Source organism: Providencia sp. PROV208, assembly GCF_028479465.1.
Taxonomy (GTDB): domain Bacteria; phylum Pseudomonadota; class Gammaproteobacteria; order Enterobacterales; family Enterobacteriaceae; genus Providencia; species Providencia alcalifaciens.
Genome location: NZ_JAMPNS010000018.1, coordinates 1 through 21,442, shown reverse-complemented (window position 1 = coordinate 21,442; position 21,442 = coordinate 1). Strand labels below are relative to the sequence as shown.

Below are 21,442 nucleotides of genomic sequence, written 5' to 3'. Positions count from 1 at the left end.
TTTCAAAAACTGTGAATTAACAATGCTCACGCATACCTACTTGAAAACTCATCCATCGAATTAGATACCGTAAACTTCACGTCATCACCCAGTGCTTCAAAGTGTGCATAACCACATTTGATTTTGGCATTTTCCTCCGGACGTCGTTCCACCGAGAAAAGCGTGCTCTTGGTTTCGACGACAAAATAGAGTTTTTCTTTCCCATCCTGATCAATCAACACTGCCCAGTCGGGGTTGTATCCACCCAATGGCGTATCGATTTTGAACCATCCGGGGAGCTTGGCGTAGAGCTTAATATCGTCGTTTAACTCGAACGCCGAGGCAAATTCCAGCTCGATATCGGAGTCGTAAACCACATGGTCAAAAACGGACTTTTCGGCCTTAATCATGTTGTCTTTCAGATAACCAAACAATTCGTTCTGTTGGAATAATTCCTGGGCATAGAATTGGTCATCACCAATTTTGTGATACTTGATGCCATCGACGATAAACAGGTGCATCTGGCTTTTGATGATGTTGGCGGCCTGCTCGATAAATTTCTGCGGATTGTTCTTGAATGATTCCAGGCGACCACTTTTGTTGATAATGGCAACAATGGTTCGGCGCGTCAGATTGGTCTCGTTTTGTAGGTATGTTATGAGATCTGGCAAATCAAACGCTCGGGATTCGTACACGCTGGTTGTTTCCTGAACCTGTTGTGTATGCACTCCACCACGGTCTATTTCAGTCTTCGCCTTGCGGTAAGTGAAGCGAGCCTTGCCCACCTGAAGGTTGATTTTGATTTCTTCGGCGCACTTATCGATCAGCGCATTGGTATCAAAGTCCACGCGGAATGCAGTTTTGTATTTAATACGATCCCACAGCGCCTGGAACTCGGGGCTCAGATACACCACTTTGTTCAGGGAAACCTTGGCTTTGTCATCGCGGTTCTTGATGTTCAGGTTACCGGATACTTTTTTCAGTACCGACACAATCTGTGCTGCATGGGGCTGTTCGAGACCAAACGGATTGGTTAATTTGATTCCAACAAATCGCTGCTCCCACATTGGCCATTCTGGTGAAATTAATCGACGCGATTGTGTCCATTTATAGAAACGGATGACTGCTGCCATCCTCTGCGAAGCAGTGCTTGGAGCAAGCTCACCATTATTTCTGGCGGCAACAAGTGCTCCACGAAAGCGAACAAGGCAACGCTCACTTTCTCGCTCTGGGAAATGCCACCATTGGATTGACTCTGCTTCTAGCCATTTTGCGTAGGCAAGCAGGTGAGACATATTGGATCGAACAGTTTTCAGATCCCGTTTTGATGATGTTGCCTGATCCAGGACCCAAAGATTTGCTTCTGCCCAGGTTGAATTATCTTCCCAGACTATTTGGGGAAGATTTTTGATCGGTTTTCTTTTTAGTGGAGCCCACTGTAACGAGCCGTCCGATATTTCTGCTCGATGTGGCTGATAGTTGATTTGCTCAAGGCTTGCCATTGATTTCCCCCTTCGACGACTCAATGCCGTTCAGGAAGGAATTACTTCTGAGCATAGAGTAGTCTAATTTGTCACCATTGAAACATGTATAGTGTGCGATTAAAACTTGGTATGTAACGTTTGCCACACGTGGGCTCACACACCGAGATATACCCCTTTTGTTCAATGTGAGAGCGGCAATCACCAAGAATCAGTTCAGCCATTAGCTGGCTCATCTGAAACGGCGTAAAAAACTGCCCCCAACGCCCATCCCCCAGTTCTAATGTCATGAATAGCTCGCCCAAAAAGTCCGTGGCTTGGTGGTCTAACGCATTCACACAAATAGCGAGGAGCTTAGCGAAAGCGTTTAAGTCCTCTTTTTCATAACGAGCAATCACTTTAAAATAGGTTTGTTCTAACTCAGGACACTGTTTCACACTGTTCTCTAATGAAATAGTGGCAATGTGAATAAAATCCCGAAACACCTCAGAGCGACTATGATAGCGTGCTGTTTGGTGAAACAGTTGCGTAAATGCTTTATGAAAATCACGATTTGATGACGCATTGACCGATGCAAGCCGCTGTCCTTTGCTGTGTTTTTTGGGCTGGCATTGTGATTGTCGGTCTTGTGTTGCTGAAATAAGGGGATGCTCTTCAGGGGATTGGCTTAAATCCACATCAAAAAAACTTAATTGTGACATATCGATACTCCAAAACAGCCCTCAACGGGGGCTGTGTGTTAACTTAAATCCACGATTTACGTAGTTCCAAACAGCGCAAGAGTTGCCCCAAACAATGGTTATTCATGGCAGGGATACGAACAGACTGTTTTCGTTTAAGTTGTTTATCGATATGCCGCGCCATAGCGCGGTAACACGGCTGAATTTCATCTATCGTCAAGTCATGACGGATGACCCGACGTTTTGACACGTCAGACTTTACAGGTTTGGCATCATATGCCATCATATTTGCATTCATTAGATTTACTCCTTTGAGTTAATGATATGCCTTGAGTTCCTACGCTAAAGTCACTCAAGGCACGGATTAAGCAGGCGAAAGCCTGCTTTTTTCATTGTTGCGCCAGCAGTCTAGCACAACGTACACGCGACACAATTTGCGCGTGAGATAACGTTGAGACATCCCGAAACGTGAAATAACGCTCGTCCACTTTGACGAAAATATCGGTCACATTCCCAATAATCATTTCTTGTAACTTAAATGACTCTGTTTTGTGATCCCCCTGCCAATCCAACGGTGGCATAACGGATAATGCATCCATAAATTGCGCTAAGGTGATTTCTGTCGGTTTAGTTTTGGCTGCTTGTTCACGTCCGACCCAATACATCATTTCCGAGCATTGGGTTTCTTGGTAATGGTCGGTTTCGTTCTGTTCTAATGCCTGATACATACCTTTCTCCTTTTGTGTTTTTGTCGATGATGCCATTCGCGTTAACAATATTGGCGAATAGCGCGTTTAAAGGGTTTGATGTGGTTTGCACTGACTAACTCGCGGTAAGTTAAATCAAAGTGTGTTGTCCCATCGGTTAAAATATAGCGATAACGTGTGTTCATTTTTTCAGCGAATTTAGTTGCTTTTAAAAAAGTGAAAAAAGCGTTAATTGAGTCAAAATGATAAACGTCATATTCTTCCTCGGTTGTCCCCTTCTTATTGGTTTCTGAAAATAAAACTTGATAATTCATATTGATACTCCTTGTTTTTGGCTTTTAACTCATCTTTCTGAAGATTCAGGAGCGGCGGTGTTGACGTTCTCCGAAGGCATCCTGGTTTACCTGCCAGTTTTAAATCATCTCTCTGTGAGTTCTTTCGCGGCAAGGGCGTGCATAGCTGAGACGAGGAAGGAAGCAAGGGCGGAAGCAAAATTATTGGAAAGCGCAGCGACAAGAATTTTGCTGGAGTGCACTTTACACTTGCTGGATGACGAGTTGAGGCTATGCTTAAGCCCTAGCGGAAGGACTTACGGAAAGATAAAAGCGATAGGTAAGGATGAATTCGACCGACACGCAACGCGTGGCGTCCTTAACGGCCGTGCGCAGCACCAAATGCCGTGGGTTTTAGGTTTCGCTTGCTATCCGAAGGACAGAGACGCAAAGCGGCTCTGCGGAAACCCATTCGTGAAGCGAATGGCGTTGAAGTGCAGGCGACAGCTCGAGGACATCGAGCTGCCGTAGGAACCCAAAAGAGATTATTTTCTTTTTATGCAGATATGAACATGCTCCCAACCTTGAATAAAAGGGCATTACCCTTTTGTTTTTTTATAAAAAATAACTTTAAATTATCGTACTATTAGTAATAGCCTCATCTTGTTTAACCGGTTCTATCGTTTTCATTCAGGAAACTTAGCTATCCATGACCAAATATCAAAAGATAAAGGGCTGTTCGGGGTTACCCGAACAGCCCTTTACTTCCATCTGCGCCAGGCGTCAGCGTAAAAAGGCGTAGCCGTTGACCTTTCAAGCTGGTTGTCCCCATTTGCCACATTTGGCGAGCCAGTGAACGCCCCCAAAAAGGCGCGTGAACGAGAGAGTACGGGGAACCAGCGCCAACTGTGTGTAAATGGGGGCAATCCGGCACCTTAATGAATACTGGCTCAATGCCAGCATGCCCAAAACTCAAATAGGCGTATTCACAAAATCAGTGGATAACTTTAAATAACGATGTTGATAACAGCGTTAACATCCTGATTAATAAATGAATAATAGTAACGCTCAAAAAACCACCAAGCATTAATTAGCATTTTACGATAGGGATATCTGAAAATTGGGTTGTCCAACGAGGAGAAAGAAATTGCTGTTTCATTTTCCATAAAGCAGATTGCAATTGCATCCCTTGACCAGCAAACCAGATAGCACTTTTTCCGCGATTAATCTGGTCAATCGTCAGCATCAGTTCATCACTTTTGCGAAAACGATAGCCACTCTCAAATAAATTCAGTTGTACTTGCCCTGAGGAGGAAAATTTACTGAGCAATATGCTGCTTTTGCTGTATTTCACATTCTGGAGCCAAAGTCGATCAAATAAAGAGACAGCCGCCTGAATAATCTCGCGCGTATCTTGTGTGGGATAAATGAGCGCTTGAGTCTCTTGTCGATAATAGTGTGGTTCATGATGAGAAAAATGACTACTTTGCACCCACAAGGTCACTAACCGACAGAATTGTTTTTCTTCACGCAGTTTTTCTGTCGCACGTTCAGCAAATGCACACACCGACTGGCGCACCAACTCATAATCCATCACTTTATGGCCAAATGAACGGGAACAAATAATTTGTTGTTTGGCGGGCGAGATTTCTTCCAACTGAAGACAGGATTCGCCGTTCAGCTCCCGAACGGTTCGCTCTAAGACCACTGAATACATCTTGCGAGCTTCGGAAGTAGGCAATCGACTTAAATCCAAAGCGGTTTAATCCCATGTTGATTTAGACGTTTAGCCAGTTTATGTCCAATCCCCCAAACCTCTTCAACAGGCACTAATCTCATGAGTTTTTTCTGACGGCTAGACGAACTTAAATCGACGACTCCACCTGTTTTCTTCCAAGTTTTGGCGGCGTAGTTTGCTAACTTAGCTAACGTTTTGGTACTGGAAATCCCTACCCCTACAGGCAAATGCGCACATCGGAATACATCCTCTTTTAATTTATAGCCAAGTTCATGCCAGGAATACAATGTATTCATGCCTGTGAGATTACAAAAGCACTCGTCAATGCTGTATACCTCAATTTGAGGCACAATTTGGGAAACTACAGTCATAAACCGATTACTAAAATCGGCATATAAGGGATAATTTGAAGAAAATACAGCCACTTGCCTTTGTTTGATTATCTGCTTAATTTCAAAATAAGGGGCTCCCATATGGATATAAGGTTTCGCCTCCGCCGAACGCGCAATCACACAACCATCATTATTGGAAAGGCAAACAATCGGCTTTCCTTTTAAATCGGGGCGGAAAACAGATTCACAGGAGGTATACATTGAATTAACATCGATGAGAGCAAACATGTTTTTTCACCAACAGGTATGCACGGCATAACGTACGACACCGAAGATTATCACTTCCATATTGTCATTGATGGGAATAGCGGGAAATAGTCTGTTAGCAGGAATAAGCGCTTTAGTCGGTGTGATTTGCAGGTATTTACAGGTAAATTCACCATCATATTCAGCGACCACTATTTCCCCATGACGGGCTGTCAGGTGACTTTCGACGACCAACAAATCCCCGTCAAAAATCCCCGCATCCTTCATTGAATCCCCTGATGCCCGAAGAAAATAGGTACTTTCAGGATAGCGGATCAGTTCTGCATCGAGCGATAAACGACGCTCGACGTGGTCTTGAGCTGGGCTTGGAAAGCCGCAGGTAATTTGGCTTTCAAAAATGGGAATTTGCATAGCGCACCAATACTGTATAAATACACAGCCCCAATATACTGTATATTTTCACGCTACACAAATATCCCGAGAATTTTTTAAACTAACTTTGATAATTTGTTTTTCACCTTCGCTAAAGGTGGATTGGCTTTTATCTCAGTGGGGCTATTGTCTTCACTTAGTCTTGAATTCATACCAAGCGCTTGAATAACCGCCTGTATTTCAGCTTGAGATGGCTTCCACCCTGTTGTTTGCGAAATTAATGTGACAAGCTGTTCTGCGGTTAATTTATCATTAAATAACGTCGCCAATAATGCAGGCAAACGTGCATCAAGGTGTTGTAATGCCGTGCCGCAAATAAACGCATGGCGGAAAAACTCTCCCCTAGAAGAACGAGGTATAGACTCAATAATCTCTAAAGCCTGTTTATCAGCAGGGTTTTCGGGATGAAGGTATAACGTAAATTTTTTCCGCTCATGATTCATTGAGTTAATCCTCTTTAAAATAGGCGATAGCTTCAACTAGTGCCGTTTGGGGCGAGTCTAACAGTGTAATTTTATCATCAATAAGGTGCCATGCCTTTCGAATTGCTGGCTCAATTAAAGACGCCCCCCCGCCAACCAGATAAATACGATTCACATTTTTAAACTGGCTAAGTTCATCAACAACGCGTTCCCCTAATTGTTTAATCGCAGATTCAATGGTTTCTAACACTAATGGGGTTTTAGACTCATCATTGACAATTTGGCGAACAAACTGCTCGTTATGACGTTGCTTAATGAGTTCATCCGCAACAAGCGCACTGGTATCACTGGACGCCATTTTCAATGCGCTCAGTGCAGCTTGAGTGACCATTGAGACACCAATTTCAGAGTTACCATGAATGGCACTCACACCATCAAACTGCCCCACAATCACGCCCACATCCAGTGTTGTTCCTCCTAAATCAATCACCAGTGATTTTTCAAACTCACCGACATTATCATTCACTAACTGAGTTAACACGGCAGGTAAAGATTCAGGCATCACTTCGACATTCTTAATCGTAAATGTTGTTCCTTTATTCAGTTGTACGGGACGGAGGACGTTTTCAATTTTACGCTGGATATTCAATTCATTCTTTTGGCAATCAGCCGTATAAAACTCACTGATAGGTAAAGTGACAACCAAATCGACATCTTGAGGTTCAAGTCCACTGCTTAAAAGTGCATGGTGGATAGCAAGCACATTCGCATCTGTATATTGATACTCAATATGAGTCGTTCTAATCGCCTGCTCACTCACCTCATCATAAGTGAACTTTTGACCATTTAATTCATAGTTAAAAGTCCCCTTCCCGCCTAACCCTTCAATTTTCCAGCCTTTTTTAAAAGAATTCGTTGATAACTTGGTTTGAAGTTCTTGTTTATCAAACCATGCTAATTTCACATTTGTAGAACCATCATCGCAATATAATTTCATACACCCTCTCGTACAACTCAAAATGAGTATTAGAAATAATTGATTAACACTAAATTTGAGTATTTGGCTAATATTTTCCCTTTATCAAAATGAGTAACTTTTACTGAAACTCATTTTGAGTATTTTCCAACTCTAGCATTCAAAAACAACCAAATCAACATTAAAATACAATTAACAAACATCTTTTTTGAGATTGTTTTAATATTAAAACAACATCAAAATAATCATTTGACTTTATTTACAATACTTCTATTATTAAATATGAGATCAATATTAAAGTGGATGCATTATGATATTAACAATTGCGAATACAAAGGGCGGGGTAGGTAAATCTACGTTGGCTGTCAATATCGCCGTGGCCAGAGCTAGGCAAGGTAAAAAAGTCTGGCTTGTTGACGGGGATAAACAAGGTTCATCCCAAACCGCAATTTTGGTTAGATCTGAAGATGGAATAGAACCTGGTATAGCTTGTTCACATTATCCAGAAGGCCCAGTACTAAGAAGCCAAGTTCAGCTACAAAAAGATAATTATGATGATGTCATCATTGAGTGTGGAGGGCGGGACTCAACAGCAATGAGAGCAGCATTAACAATTACAGATATTTTAGTTATTCCTTCTGCTCCAGGTAGTTTTGAAGCATGGGCAATGGATGCAAATGTAGCCTTAATAAGAGAAGCTAGAAGTATCAGAGATAATTTGATTTGTTACTCATTGTTAAATAAAGGTGATACGCACGCACGTTCAACAGACAATATAGAAATGATAGAAATGATGAAAGACTACCAAGATGATATTCCTGTTCTTGATACTGTAATTTATCAAAGGAAAGCATTTGCAAATGCAGCAGGAAGCGGTAGAACCGTCGAAGAATTAAAATTAAAGAGTAGAGATAAGATAGCGATAACAGAGTTAAATAAACTTATATCAATACTATACAAATAGTAAATAGACATCCAAATGATATCATTTTAATATGAAAACAATATTAATCAAAATATAACAAGGATAATTATGACATCCACATCAAAGTTTAGAAAAAAACCTACAAATAGTACAACAGCAACTTTAAACGAAGATGCAGCAACAAGTTTTATCAATGCAGCCCCAGATGGAAAAGCAGAACAAAAAAAGGGGGTTGTTAAAGGCAAAAAACATCAGATAACTATAACAATGACACCAGAACTAATACAACAAATTGACACTGCCGCCGCAGAAAATGGTCAATCCAGAGCCGCATGGATCAATATGTCATGTATAAATACCTTAAACTATGGCTTACAAATCCAAGGAAAAAAAACATCAAGTTAACATGAAAACAAGTTAATCAAACATCATTCAAACTTTAATTTAATATTAAAACAATATTAAGATGACTATATTGAAGGTAAATGAACTCTTTAATAAAAATGTATTTAGGCCAAGGTATAATAAAAAATAACAAGCACTTATTCCTCTTAAGTACCTTGCTTCAATACGTGTTTTTTATTGTTGTTTTTTCTTTAACTCTCAATATTGTTTGTCTTGTCGTATTAAATTCACGAGCAATAGCACTAATACTGACACCGCTCTGAATACGCGCTATCACAACCTTTTTTTGTTCATCATTGAGAGTAGGGGGGCGACCAAAACGTTTCCCCTCACGTTTTGCTCTTACAATCCCAGCATGAGTCCGTTCAATCAACAGATCTCGTTCAAATTCAGCAACGGCAGAAATCACTTGCATCGTCATTTTCCCCGCAGGACTTGTCAGATCTACACCTCCGAGCGCTAAACAATGAACTTTGATATTTAGCTCTGATAGTTTTTCGACAGTTTTCCGAATATCAATTGCATTGCGACCAAGGCGATCTAACTTAGTCACAATCAGGACATCACCATACTCCATTCTATCCAGCAGACGTGAAAATCCAGGTCGGTCACTGGCAGCAACAGATCCGCTAATATGCTCTTCAATAATTCGATAAGGTTCTATCTTAAAACCTGCCGATTCAATTTCCCTTTTTTGGTTTTCTATATTTTGTTCCAACGTCGAAACCCGACAATAAGCAAAAATTCGTGACATAACGTGATTATCCATCCGAAATAGATGTCCGAATAATAGCATGTGTACGAAATAAATTAATCTCATTTTCGGACACAATTATTCCCCCATGTACAAAACCGAACATTTTCGTATATTAATTTAATACGATTACTTTTCTACTTTTATTTACTTCACCATAAGTATATAGTGCAAATACATACTATGAGGGCATACTTATGAAACATAGAATCAGTGTTACTGTAGACAAAGAAAATTATCAGCTTCTTAGTGCTTCAGGCATAAATATTTCAGGCATCGTCAATGATGCTATGCGTAAAGAAGCTGATAAGTTAAAGCGTGAACGGTGGAAAGCTGATAACCGCGAAGGTATGCAGGAAGTTGCAAATTTTATTGCGCAATATGGCTCCTTTGCAGATGAAAACAGGAACTGGTGATATGCAATTCATTGTTTATGAATATAAACGAGTAAGCCATTATAAAATGTTAGTTGATGTACAGAGCGACATAGTTGATACACCAGGCCGCCGTATGGTTATCCCGTTAATTGAATCCCATAACCTGTCAGAAAAAGTAAGCCATTCCTTATTTCCAGTAGTCAACATTAATGGTAATGACTACCGTGTAATGACCACCGAGCTAACCAGTGTGTCTGAAACCATGATGGGGAACGTCACTGCTGATATCTGCACTGATGCAGATATCATAAAAAATGCCATTAATCTTATGTTCTGGGGAGTTTAAATGAAATTCTATGCCGGGATCCCAGATTTTTCGGCACTGTTTAATAAAATAATAAAGAGGAACCTTTCTCTACTCAAAGCGGATTACAAACCGAAAGCTCTGTTCACTAAATGCACTTTACCTAAAGCTATGCGATTGGAATATTGAAAAAATGAGGCCTAAAAAATCTCAAGATAAGCATCTCTTAGAAGGCTCTCCTACTATTCCCGCATCAATCCTTAGCCTCCCTATTGGTACAGAGAAAGTTGATTTGCTAGCAGGTTTATTAGTAATAACGTTAAATATTATACTTCCCTCACCAATTAATTGATGTTTTACAGGTTTACGATTAACTACATATGCACCTATCCCACCACCTTTAAATGAGTCTTTGAAGTGGTTTAATGAATTTGGTCACCTGAACAGAAGTGATATGCTCACCTCAAAACATTACAGGTGATCTGATGAGAAGACGAAGTTTCAGTGCAGAATTTAAACGGGAATCGGCTCAGTTGGTTGTTGACCAAAATTATACCGTTGCTGATGCGGCAAACGCCATGAATGTCGGGCTTTCCACTATGACCCGATGGGTAAAGCAGTTGCGGGATGAACAGGCAGGCAAAACACCGAAAGCGTCGCCCATCATGCCGGAGCAAATTGATATACGTGAGCTAAAGAAAAAAGTATAACGTATTGAAATGGAAAACGATATTCTAAAAAAGGCTACCGAGCTCTTAATGTCAGACTCCCTGAACAATTCTCGGTAATAGGAAAACTCAGAGCGCGTTATCCCGTGGCAGTTCTTTGTCGCGAGTTCGGGGTTCACCGCAGCAGCTACCAGTATCAGCAGAAGCGTCCTGCCGGACCAGATGCTGAACGACTATCTCTGCGCAGTCAGGTGCTGGAATATCATAATACCAGTCATGGTTCAGCCGGCGTGCGCAGTATTGTGTCAATGGCTGCCAATAATGGTATAAAAATGGGGCGCTGGCTGGCAGCAAAACTGATGGTGTACTTGCATATAATATACAGTGGTTTCAGGGGGAATTTTATTTTGTGTATTTGACCCTATATTTCCAGACACTTTTTATCACTTATTTCATTATGAGTTCGACGCCGCAGATACTCTCGCGGAGAACGATAACCCAGTGCACTGTGAGGATGCCATTCATTGTAATGCTCGAAGGCTGCCGCTAGATTCTTTACTGCCGTTAATCCATTAGGTTTTGGCATTAAACTTATGTAGTCTCGCTTCATGATTTTTACAAAGCTTTCTGCAATACCGTTACTTTGTGGACTACGTACCGCCGTATGTCTAGGGGATAATCCAACTTGTTTAGCGAACCACCGCGTTTCATGGGCTCGATATGCTGAACCATTATCGGTCAACCACTCTACTGACTTTGTCGGTAACCCGTTACCGAAGCGATGCTCCACTGCGCCCATCATGACATCTTGCACGGTTTCACTGTTGAAGCCTCCCGAGCTAGCCGCCCAATGCAGGGCTTCGCGATCACAACAGTCTAAAGCGAACGTGACGCGCAGTTTTTCACCATTATCACATCGGAACTCAAAACCATCTGAACACCAACGTTGGTTGCTTTCATTTACCGCCACTTTTCCTGTATGAGCTCGTTTCGAGACCGGGATTGCTGGTTTACGCTCCAACAATAATGCGGATTGCTTCATCATACGGTAAACACGTTTGGCATTAATCATTGCGATATTTTCATGCTCAGATTGCCGACGTAACATCGCCCAGACACGCCGATAGCCATACGTAGGGAGCTTATCAATTACGTTGTGTATACGAGCAAGCGCCTCGCTATCATCTTGAGGGCGGCGGCCTCGTTTATCTTTCCAATCACTTTTTCGTTTTGCTAGAACGTATAACTGCGCTCGTGACACACATAAGGTTCGGCTCACTAAGCTTATTTTCCATCCTTGGGTAATAAGGGCGCGAGCGCTATCCACTTTTTTTCACGGCCATACTCGACGGCTTCTTTAAGAAGTTCATTTTCCATTGTTTTTTTGCCGAGCAACCGCTGTAGCTCTTTAATTTGCTTTATTGCTGATGCGAGCTCAGAAGCAGGAACAACGTGTTCACCTGCTGTTACCGCGGTCAGGCTTCCTTCTTGATACTGTTTACGACAAAGGAAAAGCTGGCTTACAGCGACACCATGTTGTCGAGCAACTATGGAAACACTCATACCTGACTCAAAGCTTTGCTGAACAATGGCCATTTTTTCTTGTGGGGAATGTCGTTTTCTGCGTTCAGGACCTAATATCTCGATCATGTTATCTCCAAGAACTAGTCTAAAAACTAGTATTAAGATTATCACTAATTTAAGTGATACCAACTGTCTGGAGATCTAAGGGGTCAGTCTATTTTGGGGGGTAGTGGCATAGTTAATTTGGTCACCAACTCAGAGGGGATATCATCACCTCACAAACAGATAGGTGACAATTATGGCAAAACGTATAAGGCGGCTTTTCAGTGCTGAATTCAAACTTGAAGCGACCCAACTGGAGCTTGACCAAAACTATTCTGTGGTCGAGGCTGCCAACGCGATGGGTGTTGGTAAATCAACTATGGACAAATGGGTTCGGCAACTCAAACTAGAACGCAAAGGCATTTCACCGAAAGCGTCACCCATGACGCCTGAGCAGGTTGAAATCCGTGAATTGAAAAAGAAAATCGTGCAACTTGAAGAGCATAATGAGATCTTAAAAAAGGCTACAGCGCTGGTGATGTCCGACTCTCTGAACAATTCTCGCTGATCGAGAAACTCAGCCGGCGCTTTAGTATTAAACAACTATGTAACGTGTTCAGTGTTCATCGCAGTAGCTATCAATGCTGGCGTCACCGTGCAAAAACACCATCAACGGAACAAATTCGGCTTCGGGCCCTTGTTCGAGAAGCTCATAAAAGCAGTCACGGTTCTGCTGGTGCTCGTACTATTGCTGATATTGTATCGAAGACAAAACAGGTTCCTTTAACGCGCTATCGTGCTACTCAGATTATGAAATCACTTGGCTTGGTGAGTTGCCAAACACGGAAGCATCGATATACAAAATCAACTCAAGAGCACGTTGAAATACCGAATCATCTCAGGCGACAATTTGCGGTCACTGAGCCAAACCAAGTTTGGGTAGGTGACCACAACAGGCACATTTTTGACTTGTGTAGGCTGGGTTGATTGCCAGCACCTGACCACCACGCCAAAGCTGCTTGTACTCAAGCTGGCGACGTAGTTCATACCAGCCCTGACCAGTATCGCACGGTTCAATCCTGATTTGGCTTTGACGTTCCGCCCGTGTTGATCTGCCGTGCCTTTTGCCGACTTCGACATATTACTGACCTTCAAGCCCTCAATGACGATCATCGCGTGTTTTTTGCTGATTGTCGTGGTGACTTTGTGAAGGTAGTCGCGGCGAATGTTGGCATGCGTGAATGCAGATGCTGGATGTTTCGTTTCTGTTTCTGCCAGTTGGCGCTGAATTTAACTTTGCGACTTAGCTGCCGTTGAAGCTGTTGACTGGCGGATATATCGTGCCATCTGAAAGCGTGATATCCCCGCCCTGAAGGACGGGGTTTTACGGCGCATAGGATAACTCAACTGACGATAATCCCGCCCCTGACAGTATCCTGCAGACACATTGCCAGCTCCCCCCTGGTTAGTCTTTGCGTATGTTGGCGATATGCGAGTGCAGACGCTGGAGCTTTGCCAGCTTGTGTAGGCTTGCTTTAAAACAGTTGACACTTCACCAGTGACTTCACGGCTGTTGTGGTAACGTATCCAACCAAACTTTGGCAAGGATATACGGCTATTAGTTTGGTCGAGCTTCACTCCCAGTGGGTAACGAAATGCGTCATTTTGCCCGCGTTTTTTGAAGCGAGGGGAAAACCGTGCGTTTCTGAAAGAAATTTTTGTAGGCTCGCTCAAGGTCTTTAAGTGACTGTTGAAGCGGTTGTGATAGTGCTTCTTTTATCCATTGTGTCTCTGTGTCAGATTTCCATTCAACGAGCCATGAAGCCATTTTTGTGTAGGGAATATATTTGTTCCCTGCTTTGTGATTCTCTTTTTGAAGCCGCTAACGCCCGATTGAAAACAAAACGGGCGCTCCTGCTGCTCATTTGATCTTAATTAGAATTTGAAGGCTTGAAGTCGTTTCATGATTATCATTATACTTTGATCTATGACAAAAGATATTTGATTTGGATGCCATCGAAAAGCTACTCAGCCACTTTGCCAGCATTTGCACTGATTTTGATGTTGAACAGGCTGAAATGGATGGAGAAAGAGACCATGTTCATTTGTTGATCAACTCCCCGCCAAAGCTGGCAATATCAAATCTGGTCAACAGCCTTAAAAAGCGTCTTCAGCAGACTGCCTCGTCGTGACCGACTAGATATAGCCCGACGCTATCCCCCCCAGGAAAGTCGTGGCTTTACAGCGTGTTGGATAAAAATGCGGAGTGTTTATGTCTGGACCATAAAATGATGCGAGTTACCAAATTTTGTTTCGTCAACATCATAAACAGGATCATAATAATGGATAATAAACACACATCTATTTTTATAGTTGGAGCATTGATACCCATTTTATTAAATGGCTGCTCATCAGGAAAAAAAACTCATCTTGACCCCAAAGTTTTCCCTCCTCAACGAGAAGGAGGACCAACAATTCCGTCTCCCGATGAGCCCGGACTTCCATTGCCCGGACCAGGGGCTGCACTTTCCACAAATGCGCCAATCCCTATCCCTGTACCTGGTACTGCCCCAGCCGTCTCTTTAATGAATATGGATGGCTCAGTTCTAACAATGTGGAGCCGCGGAGCTGGTTCATCATTATGGGCGTATTATATCAGCGATTCCAATTCATTCGGAGAACTACGTAATTGGCAGATTATTACAGGAACCAGACCAAATACAATACAGTTTCGTAATGCAGATGTTGGTACTTGTATGACAACCTTCCCGAGATTCAAAGGAGGAGTGCAACTTTCTACTGCACCTTGCCAATTTGGATCACAACGCTTCGATTTCCAGCCAATGGCAACACACAATGGTAATTACCAGTTAAAATCTTTATCTACAGGTTTATGCATCAGAGCAAATTTTTTAGGAAGAACCCCCTCATCTCCATACGCAACAACATTAACAATGGAGCGTTGCCCCTCAAGTGGAGAGAAAAACTTTAAATTTATGTGGTCAATAAGCGAACCATTAAGACCGGCTCTAGCCACTATTGCTAAGCCAGAAATACGCCCATTTCCACCACAGCTAATAGAACTAGATTAGCATTCAACTGGAGGAGAACAATGATAAAATATATTATATCTCTGATAGTGTTTTTATCGTTTTACGCTCAAGCAGATTTAACTGATTTTCGTGTTGCTACTTGGAATCTTCAAGGAGCATCAGCGACTACTGAAAGTAAATGGAATATAAATGTCCGGCAATTAATTTCGGGTGAAAATGCCGTAGACATTTTAGCTATACAAGAGGCAGGTTCCCCACCATCAACTGCTGTAGATACAGGGAGAGTTATTCATTCCCCAGGAATTCCTATCCGAGAGCTTATCTGGAACTTATCTACAAATAGTAGACCAGAGCAAGTATATATATATTTTTCTGCTGTTGATGCCCTTGGAGGAAGGGTTAATCTTGCTCTGATTAGCAATCGGCGAGCCGATGAAGTGTTTGTTCTGAGCCCAGTAAGGCAAGGAGGACGACCGTTGCTTGGTATACGAATTGGTAATGATGCTTTTTTCACTGCACATGCAATAGCTACGCGAAACAATGATGCACCTGCTCTTGTTGAAGAGGTATATAACTTCTTCCGCGACAGCAGAGATCCACTACACCAAGCTCTTAACTGGATGATTCTTGGTGATTTCAACCGTGAACCGGATGATTTAGAGATGAACCTTACCGTTCCTGTAAGAAATGCATCTGAAATTATTTTCCCTGCAGCAGCAACACAAACCAGTCAACGAACATTAGATTATGCTGTAGCAGGAAACGCTGTAGCCTTTAGACCATTACCGCTACAAGCTGGAATTGTGTATGGAGCCAGAAGGACTCAGATATCTTCAGATCATTACCCTGTTGGCGTATTCAGAAGGTAAGAGAGGTTATCATAATGAAAAGATTAGCGATTATTTTTACTGTACTACTAATGGCAGGGTGTTCTTCATCACAGGAAGCAGCCAATAATCTGATAGATGAAGAATTAGGAAAAGAAAATAATTCTCTATTTACATTCCGCAATATTCAAAGTGGTCAGATGCTTCATAACAGCTTAGATCTGCATGGCAAAGAAACCACTGGATGGGAAGTAGTACCAGTAAAAACACCCGCTGAAGCTCTTGTTACCGATCAAAGCGGGTGGATAATGATTCGAACACCAAATACAGACCAATGTTTAGGAACTCCTGATGGAAGAAATCTGCTAAAAATGACGTGTAATCCAACAGATAAGAAAACTCTGTTTTCATTCATACCGTCAACAACAGGGGCGGTACAAATCAAAAGTGTTCTATCCGAACGTTGTTTCTTAGATAGTAAAAATAGCGGGCTAAGTTTTGAAACAGGGGAATGTATTGCTGACATAAAAAAACCATTTGAAGTTGTACCACAGAGCCATTTGTGGATGTTGAATCCATTAAATACTGAGTCCCCCGTTATTTAACCTCATCATTGCCCGGCATTTCGCCGGGCACATAAAAAGCATTATCGTATTGACATCCTAACCTCAATAAATAACAGAGTTTTACGGATCATTGGATAATAGATAAGTTACAGGGATCTTTCTGTGGATGCTTTATCCTCTCGGGATAAAGCATTTAGTGAGAGCTAGAAAAAAGAAAGCCCCGTTAGTTGTTTTTTAAGTTCAACCAACGAGACAAGACTCTTTACTTAGCAATGAAGATTTTGCCTTCTAAGAAGTAGGAGGCAAGGAAAATGACTAAGTACGCCCTGATAGGGCGAATTGCCGTTTGTTTAACGGTACTGTGTTTTTCTTTGTTAATGCGCGATAAACTCTAGTGGGAATACAGTTGTTTAGGCTAGTCTTTCTTACGAAGAACGGTGATTCCTAGCGGGGATTTTCTTCCCCCGAATTTTCTCTTTTCCGTGTAGAGTTTTAGGTCTCAAGCACTCTTTTATTTTCGTTATTATTTGATCTTGGCTCATGTATATACGCTTTAATATGATACTTATAGGGCTCTTTTAAGTACGAAATAAAGTTAATTATTTTCTTATTATTATGAGCTTGAATACCCTAACCTGCAAACCAGATAGAGCCTTTACCTCGATTAATCTGGTCAATCGTCTGAATCAGTTCACCACATATAGCCACTCTCAAATAAATTCAGTTACCCTGAAGGGGAAAATTCACTGAGCAATATGCCACTTTTACTGTATTTCACATTCAGAAGCCAAAGTCGGTCAAACAAAGTGACTGCACCTAAATAATATTCTGCGTATCTTGTGAGGGATAAATGAGTGCTTGGAGTTCTTGCCAATAATAGGCGGCTTATGATGAGAAAAAGGCTACTCTGCCCCCCACAATGTCACTAATCAATAATACTGTTTTTCTTCACGCAGTTTTTCTGCAGCGCGTTCAGCAAACACACACATCGATTGGCGAACTAACTCGTAATCCACCACTTTATGACCAAGAGAACGTAAGCAAATAATTTGGACATGTAACATCTTAGCAATAGGACATGCCGTACTTGCCTGTGGAGGGAGGGAGCAGCCTGTAGAAGCAGGAAACCATCGAGGCGAATCAGACTGAAGTCTCAACCTTGTAAGAATCGACTTCCTTTAGGGGGTGGAGGATATCAAAAAAGTTATACCATATCCCTTGCTATTACAGACCTTTCAAAAAATTTCCTATTCCCCATAAAAACAACCCCCTTGTTCGCCAAGATATCACAGGCAAATAACCAAGCGTAAAACTTTATTTTGCGCATTAAAACAAAAAACTCACTTGTTATATGCTCAATTCACATTAATAATATAAAAAAACAAACACGGGGTAAACAATGTCAATTTTAGATCAAATACTAATAATTGGTCAGCGGATGAAAGCTGAACAAATTTCACTAAAAGAATCGATCGCTGAAGTAAATACGATTAAAGTTACTGATGAACAAGTAGATGGTCTGGACCGGCTTATATATAACCACTGTTTAAACAAAACAGCTTTGGCTGATTTTTTTGGAAAATCCCGCAATACATTCTCAAAGATTGTGACTGAAATGCAGGCTAAAAAAATCATTGGCGAACCTATTTTTCAAAATAAAAACCATCTTTATACTCGATTCGACGTTCAAGTGATCATGGAAGAACTGGGTGCTCATCGTTACTCAGATATGTATAAGCCAAGAGTCATCGTCATAGAAAACCATAAAGGTGGAACAGGCAAAAGTACAACTACAGCAACAATTGCAACAGCGGCAGCATTAGATCTACACCTAAACGCCCGCTGCTGCATCGTAGACTTAGACCCTCAAGGATCACTCGGAAATAATCTTATCCGAGCGACTAATGATGACGATATTTATCTGACAATTACGGATGTTTTGCTGGCTGAATACGAACCTGATGGTGATTATTCTCAATATATAGCCGCAGGTTATTCTGAGGCAGATATCATCGCCAATATTCCATTCAGTACACATCTTCCGAATATGGATGTTATTACAGCATTTCCCACAGATGATAGATTCACTGACCTATACTGGCGTTTAAGCAAAGATGAACGAAATAAGCTTCTCACTCGTTTTAGAGATATTGTCGTTCCTGTTCTAAAAGAGCATTATGATCTTATCTTTATCGACACCCCCCCACAAGACTCGCCAATCATATGGTCAACAAATGAAGCTGCTGATGCACTACTAGTGCCAATAACGCCGCGTGAATATGACTTTGCTTCCACAACAAATTATATGCTAACGATTGGTGCACGTTTACAGCAGCTGCCATCTAGGGGAGAAAATATCAAATGGATGAAGGTACTAGCTGTTAATGTCGATGACAGAAGCCAGCATGAAGTTCGAACATTAAACAAGCTTGTACGTACCGTACAAGACAAATTCATGACAACTAATATAAAACATTCAGAGGCTTTTGTTGCAGCAGCGGAAAGGGGCAGGACAATCTTAGATATCAAAAAATCAGAGGATTTATGTCCTGCAAAACAATTCGATATAGCTGAAATGTCAGTAAATTCAGTATATCAACAATTTATAAATGAAATCAAAAGTTTCTCTGCAAAAAGTGAGTAATCCACATGGCTGATGTAGAAAGAGATACAAACAAAGATATGTATTTAGGAAATTCGAAAAAAACACGTTTTGAGCAGAGAAATGGACTCCCCTCTTTAAAAGGGGAAAATATCCCCAAAAGAGCCTTTACACTGAAAGACGGGCGTAAAGTTGATGCTGAACACATCATAGTCGCAGGGGATAAAATCTCTGAACAAACTGTTGTTCATTCTCTTAATCCACGTAACCAGGAAGCATTGGATGAGAACTCCATGGGCGATATTCTGGAACAAATAAAACAACGGGGAGTGGATACTGAAGGTATTGCTGTCAGAAAGGATGGTATTTACCACTTAATTGAAGGAAGTCGGCGTCGCTATTGCTGCATAAAATTATCTACCGATCTGCCATTATGGGTTTTACCAAACGACATATCCAATGAAGATATTTTCTCTATCATTAGTGCTGCGCAGAGTTCTCGAAAGCTATCTTACCGCGAGGTAGGTATACAGTATCAAAAGCTAATGGAGGATAATAACTTCACAACTAATGAACAACTAGCCCAATATATTGGTATAAGTACTGAGTCAGTTCGTAAACGCATTCAGGCAGCATTAATTGATGTGCGTCTAATTAATTTATTTCCTGACTGCGAAGGAATTCCCAATACATTCTATGCCCGTCTTTCTAAACTCCAAAGTAATGCAAATAAAGAGGGCATAGATTTAGCAGCACTATGCAAAGAGGTTAAAGATAATCGTAAAGGCTTAGTAATCGACAATATCCAGGAAACACAAAAAAATATATTAGACGATTTATCAACTATTTTAGAGTTGATGACAGACAAAACTAAACCCACATCAGCATGGAAAACCTCTGATATTGTCGAATTCAATAATAAGGATCAATATGCCCGTATTAGCTACAGTGGAAACGGTAGAAAAGTGCGTTTTGAATTTAATAGGCTTAATCAAACCGTTATTCAAGAGCTTGAACGCTTGATAAAGCTAAAGCTGTCTAAAATGGTTCAAGAAAAAAGTAAAGAATAAACAGAATAATGTGGCTACGTCTTGCCGTAAATGGCGAGGCGTTCCTTTACAGAGGTAACATGCCGCAAAATAGCATATCGAAACCAACCGTATTTCGCCAAAACAACTAAGAAAATTAAACCAATATAAACAATGCATTATGATTTTATTTTCATTTTCCCGTAATAAAACACCCCCCTTGTTCGTCAAAAACTACAAAGTATTTACTTTATCCAACACGCAATTAAACTTTGCATTCAAGTAGAGGATATTAGGTATTATAGTCAAGCTGGCTAGTGATAACTTATCAATACGGTGTAACCGTATGACACATTCTAGAATCGCACTCGGTTTTATCGATGAATCGAATAATAAATACTGTTACCCCCTCGCATAGTTAAACTACACACCAAAAATTGAACTCTAATAGTTTTGCAAATAACCATTTCTTCATCTCATTTTCATGCTATGAATGATCTAGTTTTAACTCCTAAAATTGTCAAAAAGTAGCAATCTAAGGTAATGATTTTGAAAATCTTGTATATTTTTACTTAAACTTCATTTATTTTCTGAAAAAGAAAAATGAAATTTAAAAAATAAAAGATCACTCTCTCACATACTAATCAAAACACAAAAATCTTGATAACAATGTGTATCCCATACTAGTTATACATTAATACTAAAATAGAATATTACACATTCTCTCAATCACACGGAGAGTAAAGAAACACATAATTTCCTTTTAATAAAAACCAAACTTTAGTTGATATATAAAGTTATATATCACCCCGAATGGGTACATGAACGTTTCTTGAAAGAAAAAAGAAAACAAAAATAAGATAATAGGTGACAATTTATTTATATAGGTTTTTTAAATATGAAAATTCCACAATTATGTAGCTCTTTAATAAGCTCTCTCCGGAGTAACTCTGTTAATTTAAACAGAGCTCAAAATACAACTACACCTACACAGAGGATTTCTCTCTTATTACTCTCGGTACGAAATGTTAATACACAAGCCCCGGGGAGACCATCATCCTCGTCATTACCGAATTCTACT

21 protein-coding genes and 5 pseudogenes are annotated in these 21,442 nt (G+C 40.9%); 12 read left to right on the top strand and 14 right to left on the bottom strand.

What is annotated here, in order from left to right:
* Positions 1 to 26: 26 nt before the first annotated feature.
* The 10 genes and pseudogenes from PR766_RS14645 to parM form a co-directional block, all read right to left on the bottom strand.
* Positions 27 to 1,481, bottom strand: a complete 1,455-nt coding sequence (locus PR766_RS14645; protein ID WP_036954397.1) for a restriction endonuclease — start codon at positions 1,479 to 1,481, stop codon at positions 27 to 29.
* Between the two features lie 71 nt (positions 1,482 to 1,552).
* Complete coding sequence (locus PR766_RS14640; protein WP_051422759.1) at positions 1,553 to 2,161, bottom strand: type I restriction-modification system subunit M; 609 nt, start codon at positions 2,159 to 2,161, stop codon at positions 1,553 to 1,555.
* A 43-nt stretch (positions 2,162 to 2,204) separates the two neighbouring features.
* A complete protein-coding gene (locus PR766_RS14635; protein ID WP_036954400.1) occupies positions 2,205 to 2,438 on the bottom strand; it encodes a hypothetical protein in 234 nt (77 codons plus the stop codon).
* 91 nt (positions 2,439 to 2,529) lie between these two features.
* Positions 2,530 to 2,868 (bottom strand): hypothetical protein, encoded by a 339-nt coding sequence (locus tag PR766_RS14630; RefSeq protein WP_036954403.1) that lies wholly within the window; start codon positions 2,866 to 2,868, stop codon positions 2,530 to 2,532.
* Positions 2,869 to 2,909: 41 nt separating this feature from the next.
* On the bottom strand, positions 2,910 to 3,161 hold the full coding sequence (locus tag PR766_RS14625) for a hypothetical protein (RefSeq protein WP_036954407.1): 252 nt from the start codon (positions 3,159 to 3,161) through the stop codon (positions 2,910 to 2,912).
* Between the two features lie 703 nt (positions 3,162 to 3,864).
* Positions 3,865 to 4,095, bottom strand: coding sequence for a hypothetical protein (locus PR766_RS14620; RefSeq protein ID WP_036983749.1), 231 nt, complete (start codon positions 4,093 to 4,095; stop codon positions 3,865 to 3,867).
* Positions 4,096 to 4,209: 114 nt separating this feature from the next.
* A pseudogene (umuC, locus tag PR766_RS14615) lies at positions 4,210 to 5,477 on the bottom strand (translesion error-prone DNA polymerase V subunit UmuC).
* A 6-nt stretch (positions 5,478 to 5,483) separates the two neighbouring features.
* Positions 5,484 to 5,867 carry a translesion error-prone DNA polymerase V autoproteolytic subunit gene (gene umuD / locus PR766_RS14610; RefSeq protein WP_036954415.1) on the bottom strand — a complete coding sequence of 128 codons (384 nt, stop codon included), beginning with the start codon at positions 5,865 to 5,867 and terminating at the stop codon, positions 5,484 to 5,486.
* 77 nt (positions 5,868 to 5,944) lie between these two features.
* A complete protein-coding gene (locus tag PR766_RS14605) occupies positions 5,945 to 6,331 on the bottom strand; it encodes a plasmid partitioning/stability family protein (protein WP_036954420.1) in 387 nt (128 codons plus the stop codon).
* Positions 6,332 to 6,335: 4 nt separating this feature from the next.
* The gene (gene parM / locus PR766_RS14600; RefSeq protein ID WP_036954423.1) at positions 6,336 to 7,307 is read right to left on the bottom strand and encodes a plasmid segregation protein ParM domain-containing protein; all 972 of its coding nucleotides are present in this window, start codon (positions 7,305 to 7,307) and stop codon (positions 6,336 to 6,338) included.
* Between the two features lie 289 nt (positions 7,308 to 7,596).
* Here parM and PR766_RS14595 point away from each other — a divergent pair, with 289 nt between their 5' ends.
* Positions 7,597 to 8,250, top strand: a complete 654-nt coding sequence (locus tag PR766_RS14595) for an AAA family ATPase (RefSeq protein WP_036954426.1) — start codon at positions 7,597 to 7,599, stop codon at positions 8,248 to 8,250.
* Between the two features lie 69 nt (positions 8,251 to 8,319).
* The gene (locus tag PR766_RS14590; protein ID WP_071992167.1) at positions 8,320 to 8,616 is read left to right on the top strand and encodes a hypothetical protein; all 297 of its coding nucleotides are present in this window, start codon (positions 8,320 to 8,322) and stop codon (positions 8,614 to 8,616) included.
* A 160-nt stretch (positions 8,617 to 8,776) separates the two neighbouring features.
* On the opposite strand, the gene PR766_RS14585 is transcribed toward PR766_RS14590, so the two are convergent.
* Entirely contained in the window at positions 8,777 to 9,370 is a 594-nt protein-coding gene (locus PR766_RS14585) for a recombinase family protein (protein WP_036954428.1), read from the bottom strand.
* Between the two features lie 197 nt (positions 9,371 to 9,567).
* On the opposite strand from PR766_RS14585, the gene ccdA reads away from it, so the two are divergent.
* The 3 genes and pseudogenes from ccdA to PR766_RS14570 all read left to right on the top strand — a co-directional run.
* Complete coding sequence (gene ccdA, locus PR766_RS14580) at positions 9,568 to 9,786, top strand: type II toxin-antitoxin system antitoxin CcdA (RefSeq protein ID WP_036954430.1); 219 nt, start codon at positions 9,568 to 9,570, stop codon at positions 9,784 to 9,786.
* A gap of 1 nt (position 9,787) precedes the next feature.
* The gene (gene ccdB, locus PR766_RS14575) at positions 9,788 to 10,093 is read left to right on the top strand and encodes a type II toxin-antitoxin system toxin CcdB (RefSeq protein ID WP_036954433.1); all 306 of its coding nucleotides are present in this window, start codon (positions 9,788 to 9,790) and stop codon (positions 10,091 to 10,093) included.
* Positions 10,094 to 10,536: 443 nt separating this feature from the next.
* A pseudogene (locus PR766_RS14570) lies at positions 10,537 to 11,099 on the top strand (transposase); the annotation flags it as partial.
* Positions 11,100 to 11,140: 41 nt separating this feature from the next.
* On the opposite strand, the gene PR766_RS14565 reads toward PR766_RS14570, so the two are convergent.
* A protein-coding gene (locus PR766_RS14565; RefSeq protein WP_154635825.1) for an IS3 family transposase occupies positions 11,141 to 12,369 on the bottom strand; the annotation gives its coding sequence in 2 pieces (ribosomal slippage) (positions 11,141 to 12,054 and positions 12,054 to 12,369; 1,230 coding nt in all).
* A gap of 172 nt (positions 12,370 to 12,541) precedes the next feature.
* On the opposite strand from PR766_RS14565, the pseudogene PR766_RS14560 reads away from it, so the two are divergent.
* Positions 12,542 to 13,233 (top strand): annotated as a pseudogene (locus tag PR766_RS14560) (transposase); the annotation flags it as partial.
* Here the strand turns inward: PR766_RS14560 and PR766_RS14555 are convergent.
* A pseudogene (locus PR766_RS14555) lies at positions 13,220 to 14,250 on the bottom strand (RNA-guided endonuclease InsQ/TnpB family protein); the annotation flags it as partial. The pseudogenes PR766_RS14560 and PR766_RS14555 overlap by 14 nt on opposite strands.
* A gap of 50 nt (positions 14,251 to 14,300) precedes the next feature.
* On the opposite strand from PR766_RS14555, the pseudogene PR766_RS14550 reads away from it, so the two are divergent.
* The 4 genes and pseudogenes from PR766_RS14550 to PR766_RS14535 all read left to right on the top strand — a co-directional run.
* Positions 14,301 to 14,447: pseudogene (locus tag PR766_RS14550) on the top strand (transposase); the annotation flags it as partial.
* A gap of 180 nt (positions 14,448 to 14,627) precedes the next feature.
* Positions 14,628 to 15,377 carry a cytolethal distending toxin subunit A/C gene (locus tag PR766_RS14545; protein WP_036954445.1) on the top strand — a complete coding sequence of 250 codons (750 nt, stop codon included), beginning with the start codon at positions 14,628 to 14,630 and terminating at the stop codon, positions 15,375 to 15,377.
* 20 nt (positions 15,378 to 15,397) lie between these two features.
* Positions 15,398 to 16,207 carry a cytolethal distending toxin nuclease subunit CdtB gene (locus PR766_RS14540; protein ID WP_080675667.1) on the top strand — a complete coding sequence of 270 codons (810 nt, stop codon included), beginning with the start codon at positions 15,398 to 15,400 and terminating at the stop codon, positions 16,205 to 16,207.
* Between the two features lie 14 nt (positions 16,208 to 16,221).
* A complete protein-coding gene (locus PR766_RS14535; RefSeq protein WP_036954448.1) occupies positions 16,222 to 16,770 on the top strand; it encodes a toxin in 549 nt (182 codons plus the stop codon).
* 890 nt (positions 16,771 to 17,660) lie between these two features.
* Here PR766_RS14535 and PR766_RS14525 read toward each other — a convergent pair.
* Positions 17,661 to 17,888 carry a hypothetical protein gene (locus tag PR766_RS14525; RefSeq protein ID WP_154635826.1) on the bottom strand — a complete coding sequence of 76 codons (228 nt, stop codon included), beginning with the start codon at positions 17,886 to 17,888 and terminating at the stop codon, positions 17,661 to 17,663.
* A 242-nt stretch (positions 17,889 to 18,130) separates the two neighbouring features.
* Between PR766_RS14525 and PR766_RS14520 the strand changes: the two genes are divergently transcribed.
* On the top strand, positions 18,131 to 19,375 hold the full coding sequence (locus tag PR766_RS14520; protein ID WP_036954451.1) for a ParA family protein: 1,245 nt from the start codon (positions 18,131 to 18,133) through the stop codon (positions 19,373 to 19,375).
* A gap of 5 nt (positions 19,376 to 19,380) precedes the next feature.
* Positions 19,381 to 20,403, top strand: a complete 1,023-nt coding sequence (locus PR766_RS14515) for a ParB family protein (RefSeq protein WP_036954454.1) — start codon at positions 19,381 to 19,383, stop codon at positions 20,401 to 20,403.
* The last annotated feature ends 1,039 nt before the right edge of the window (positions 20,404 to 21,442 follow it).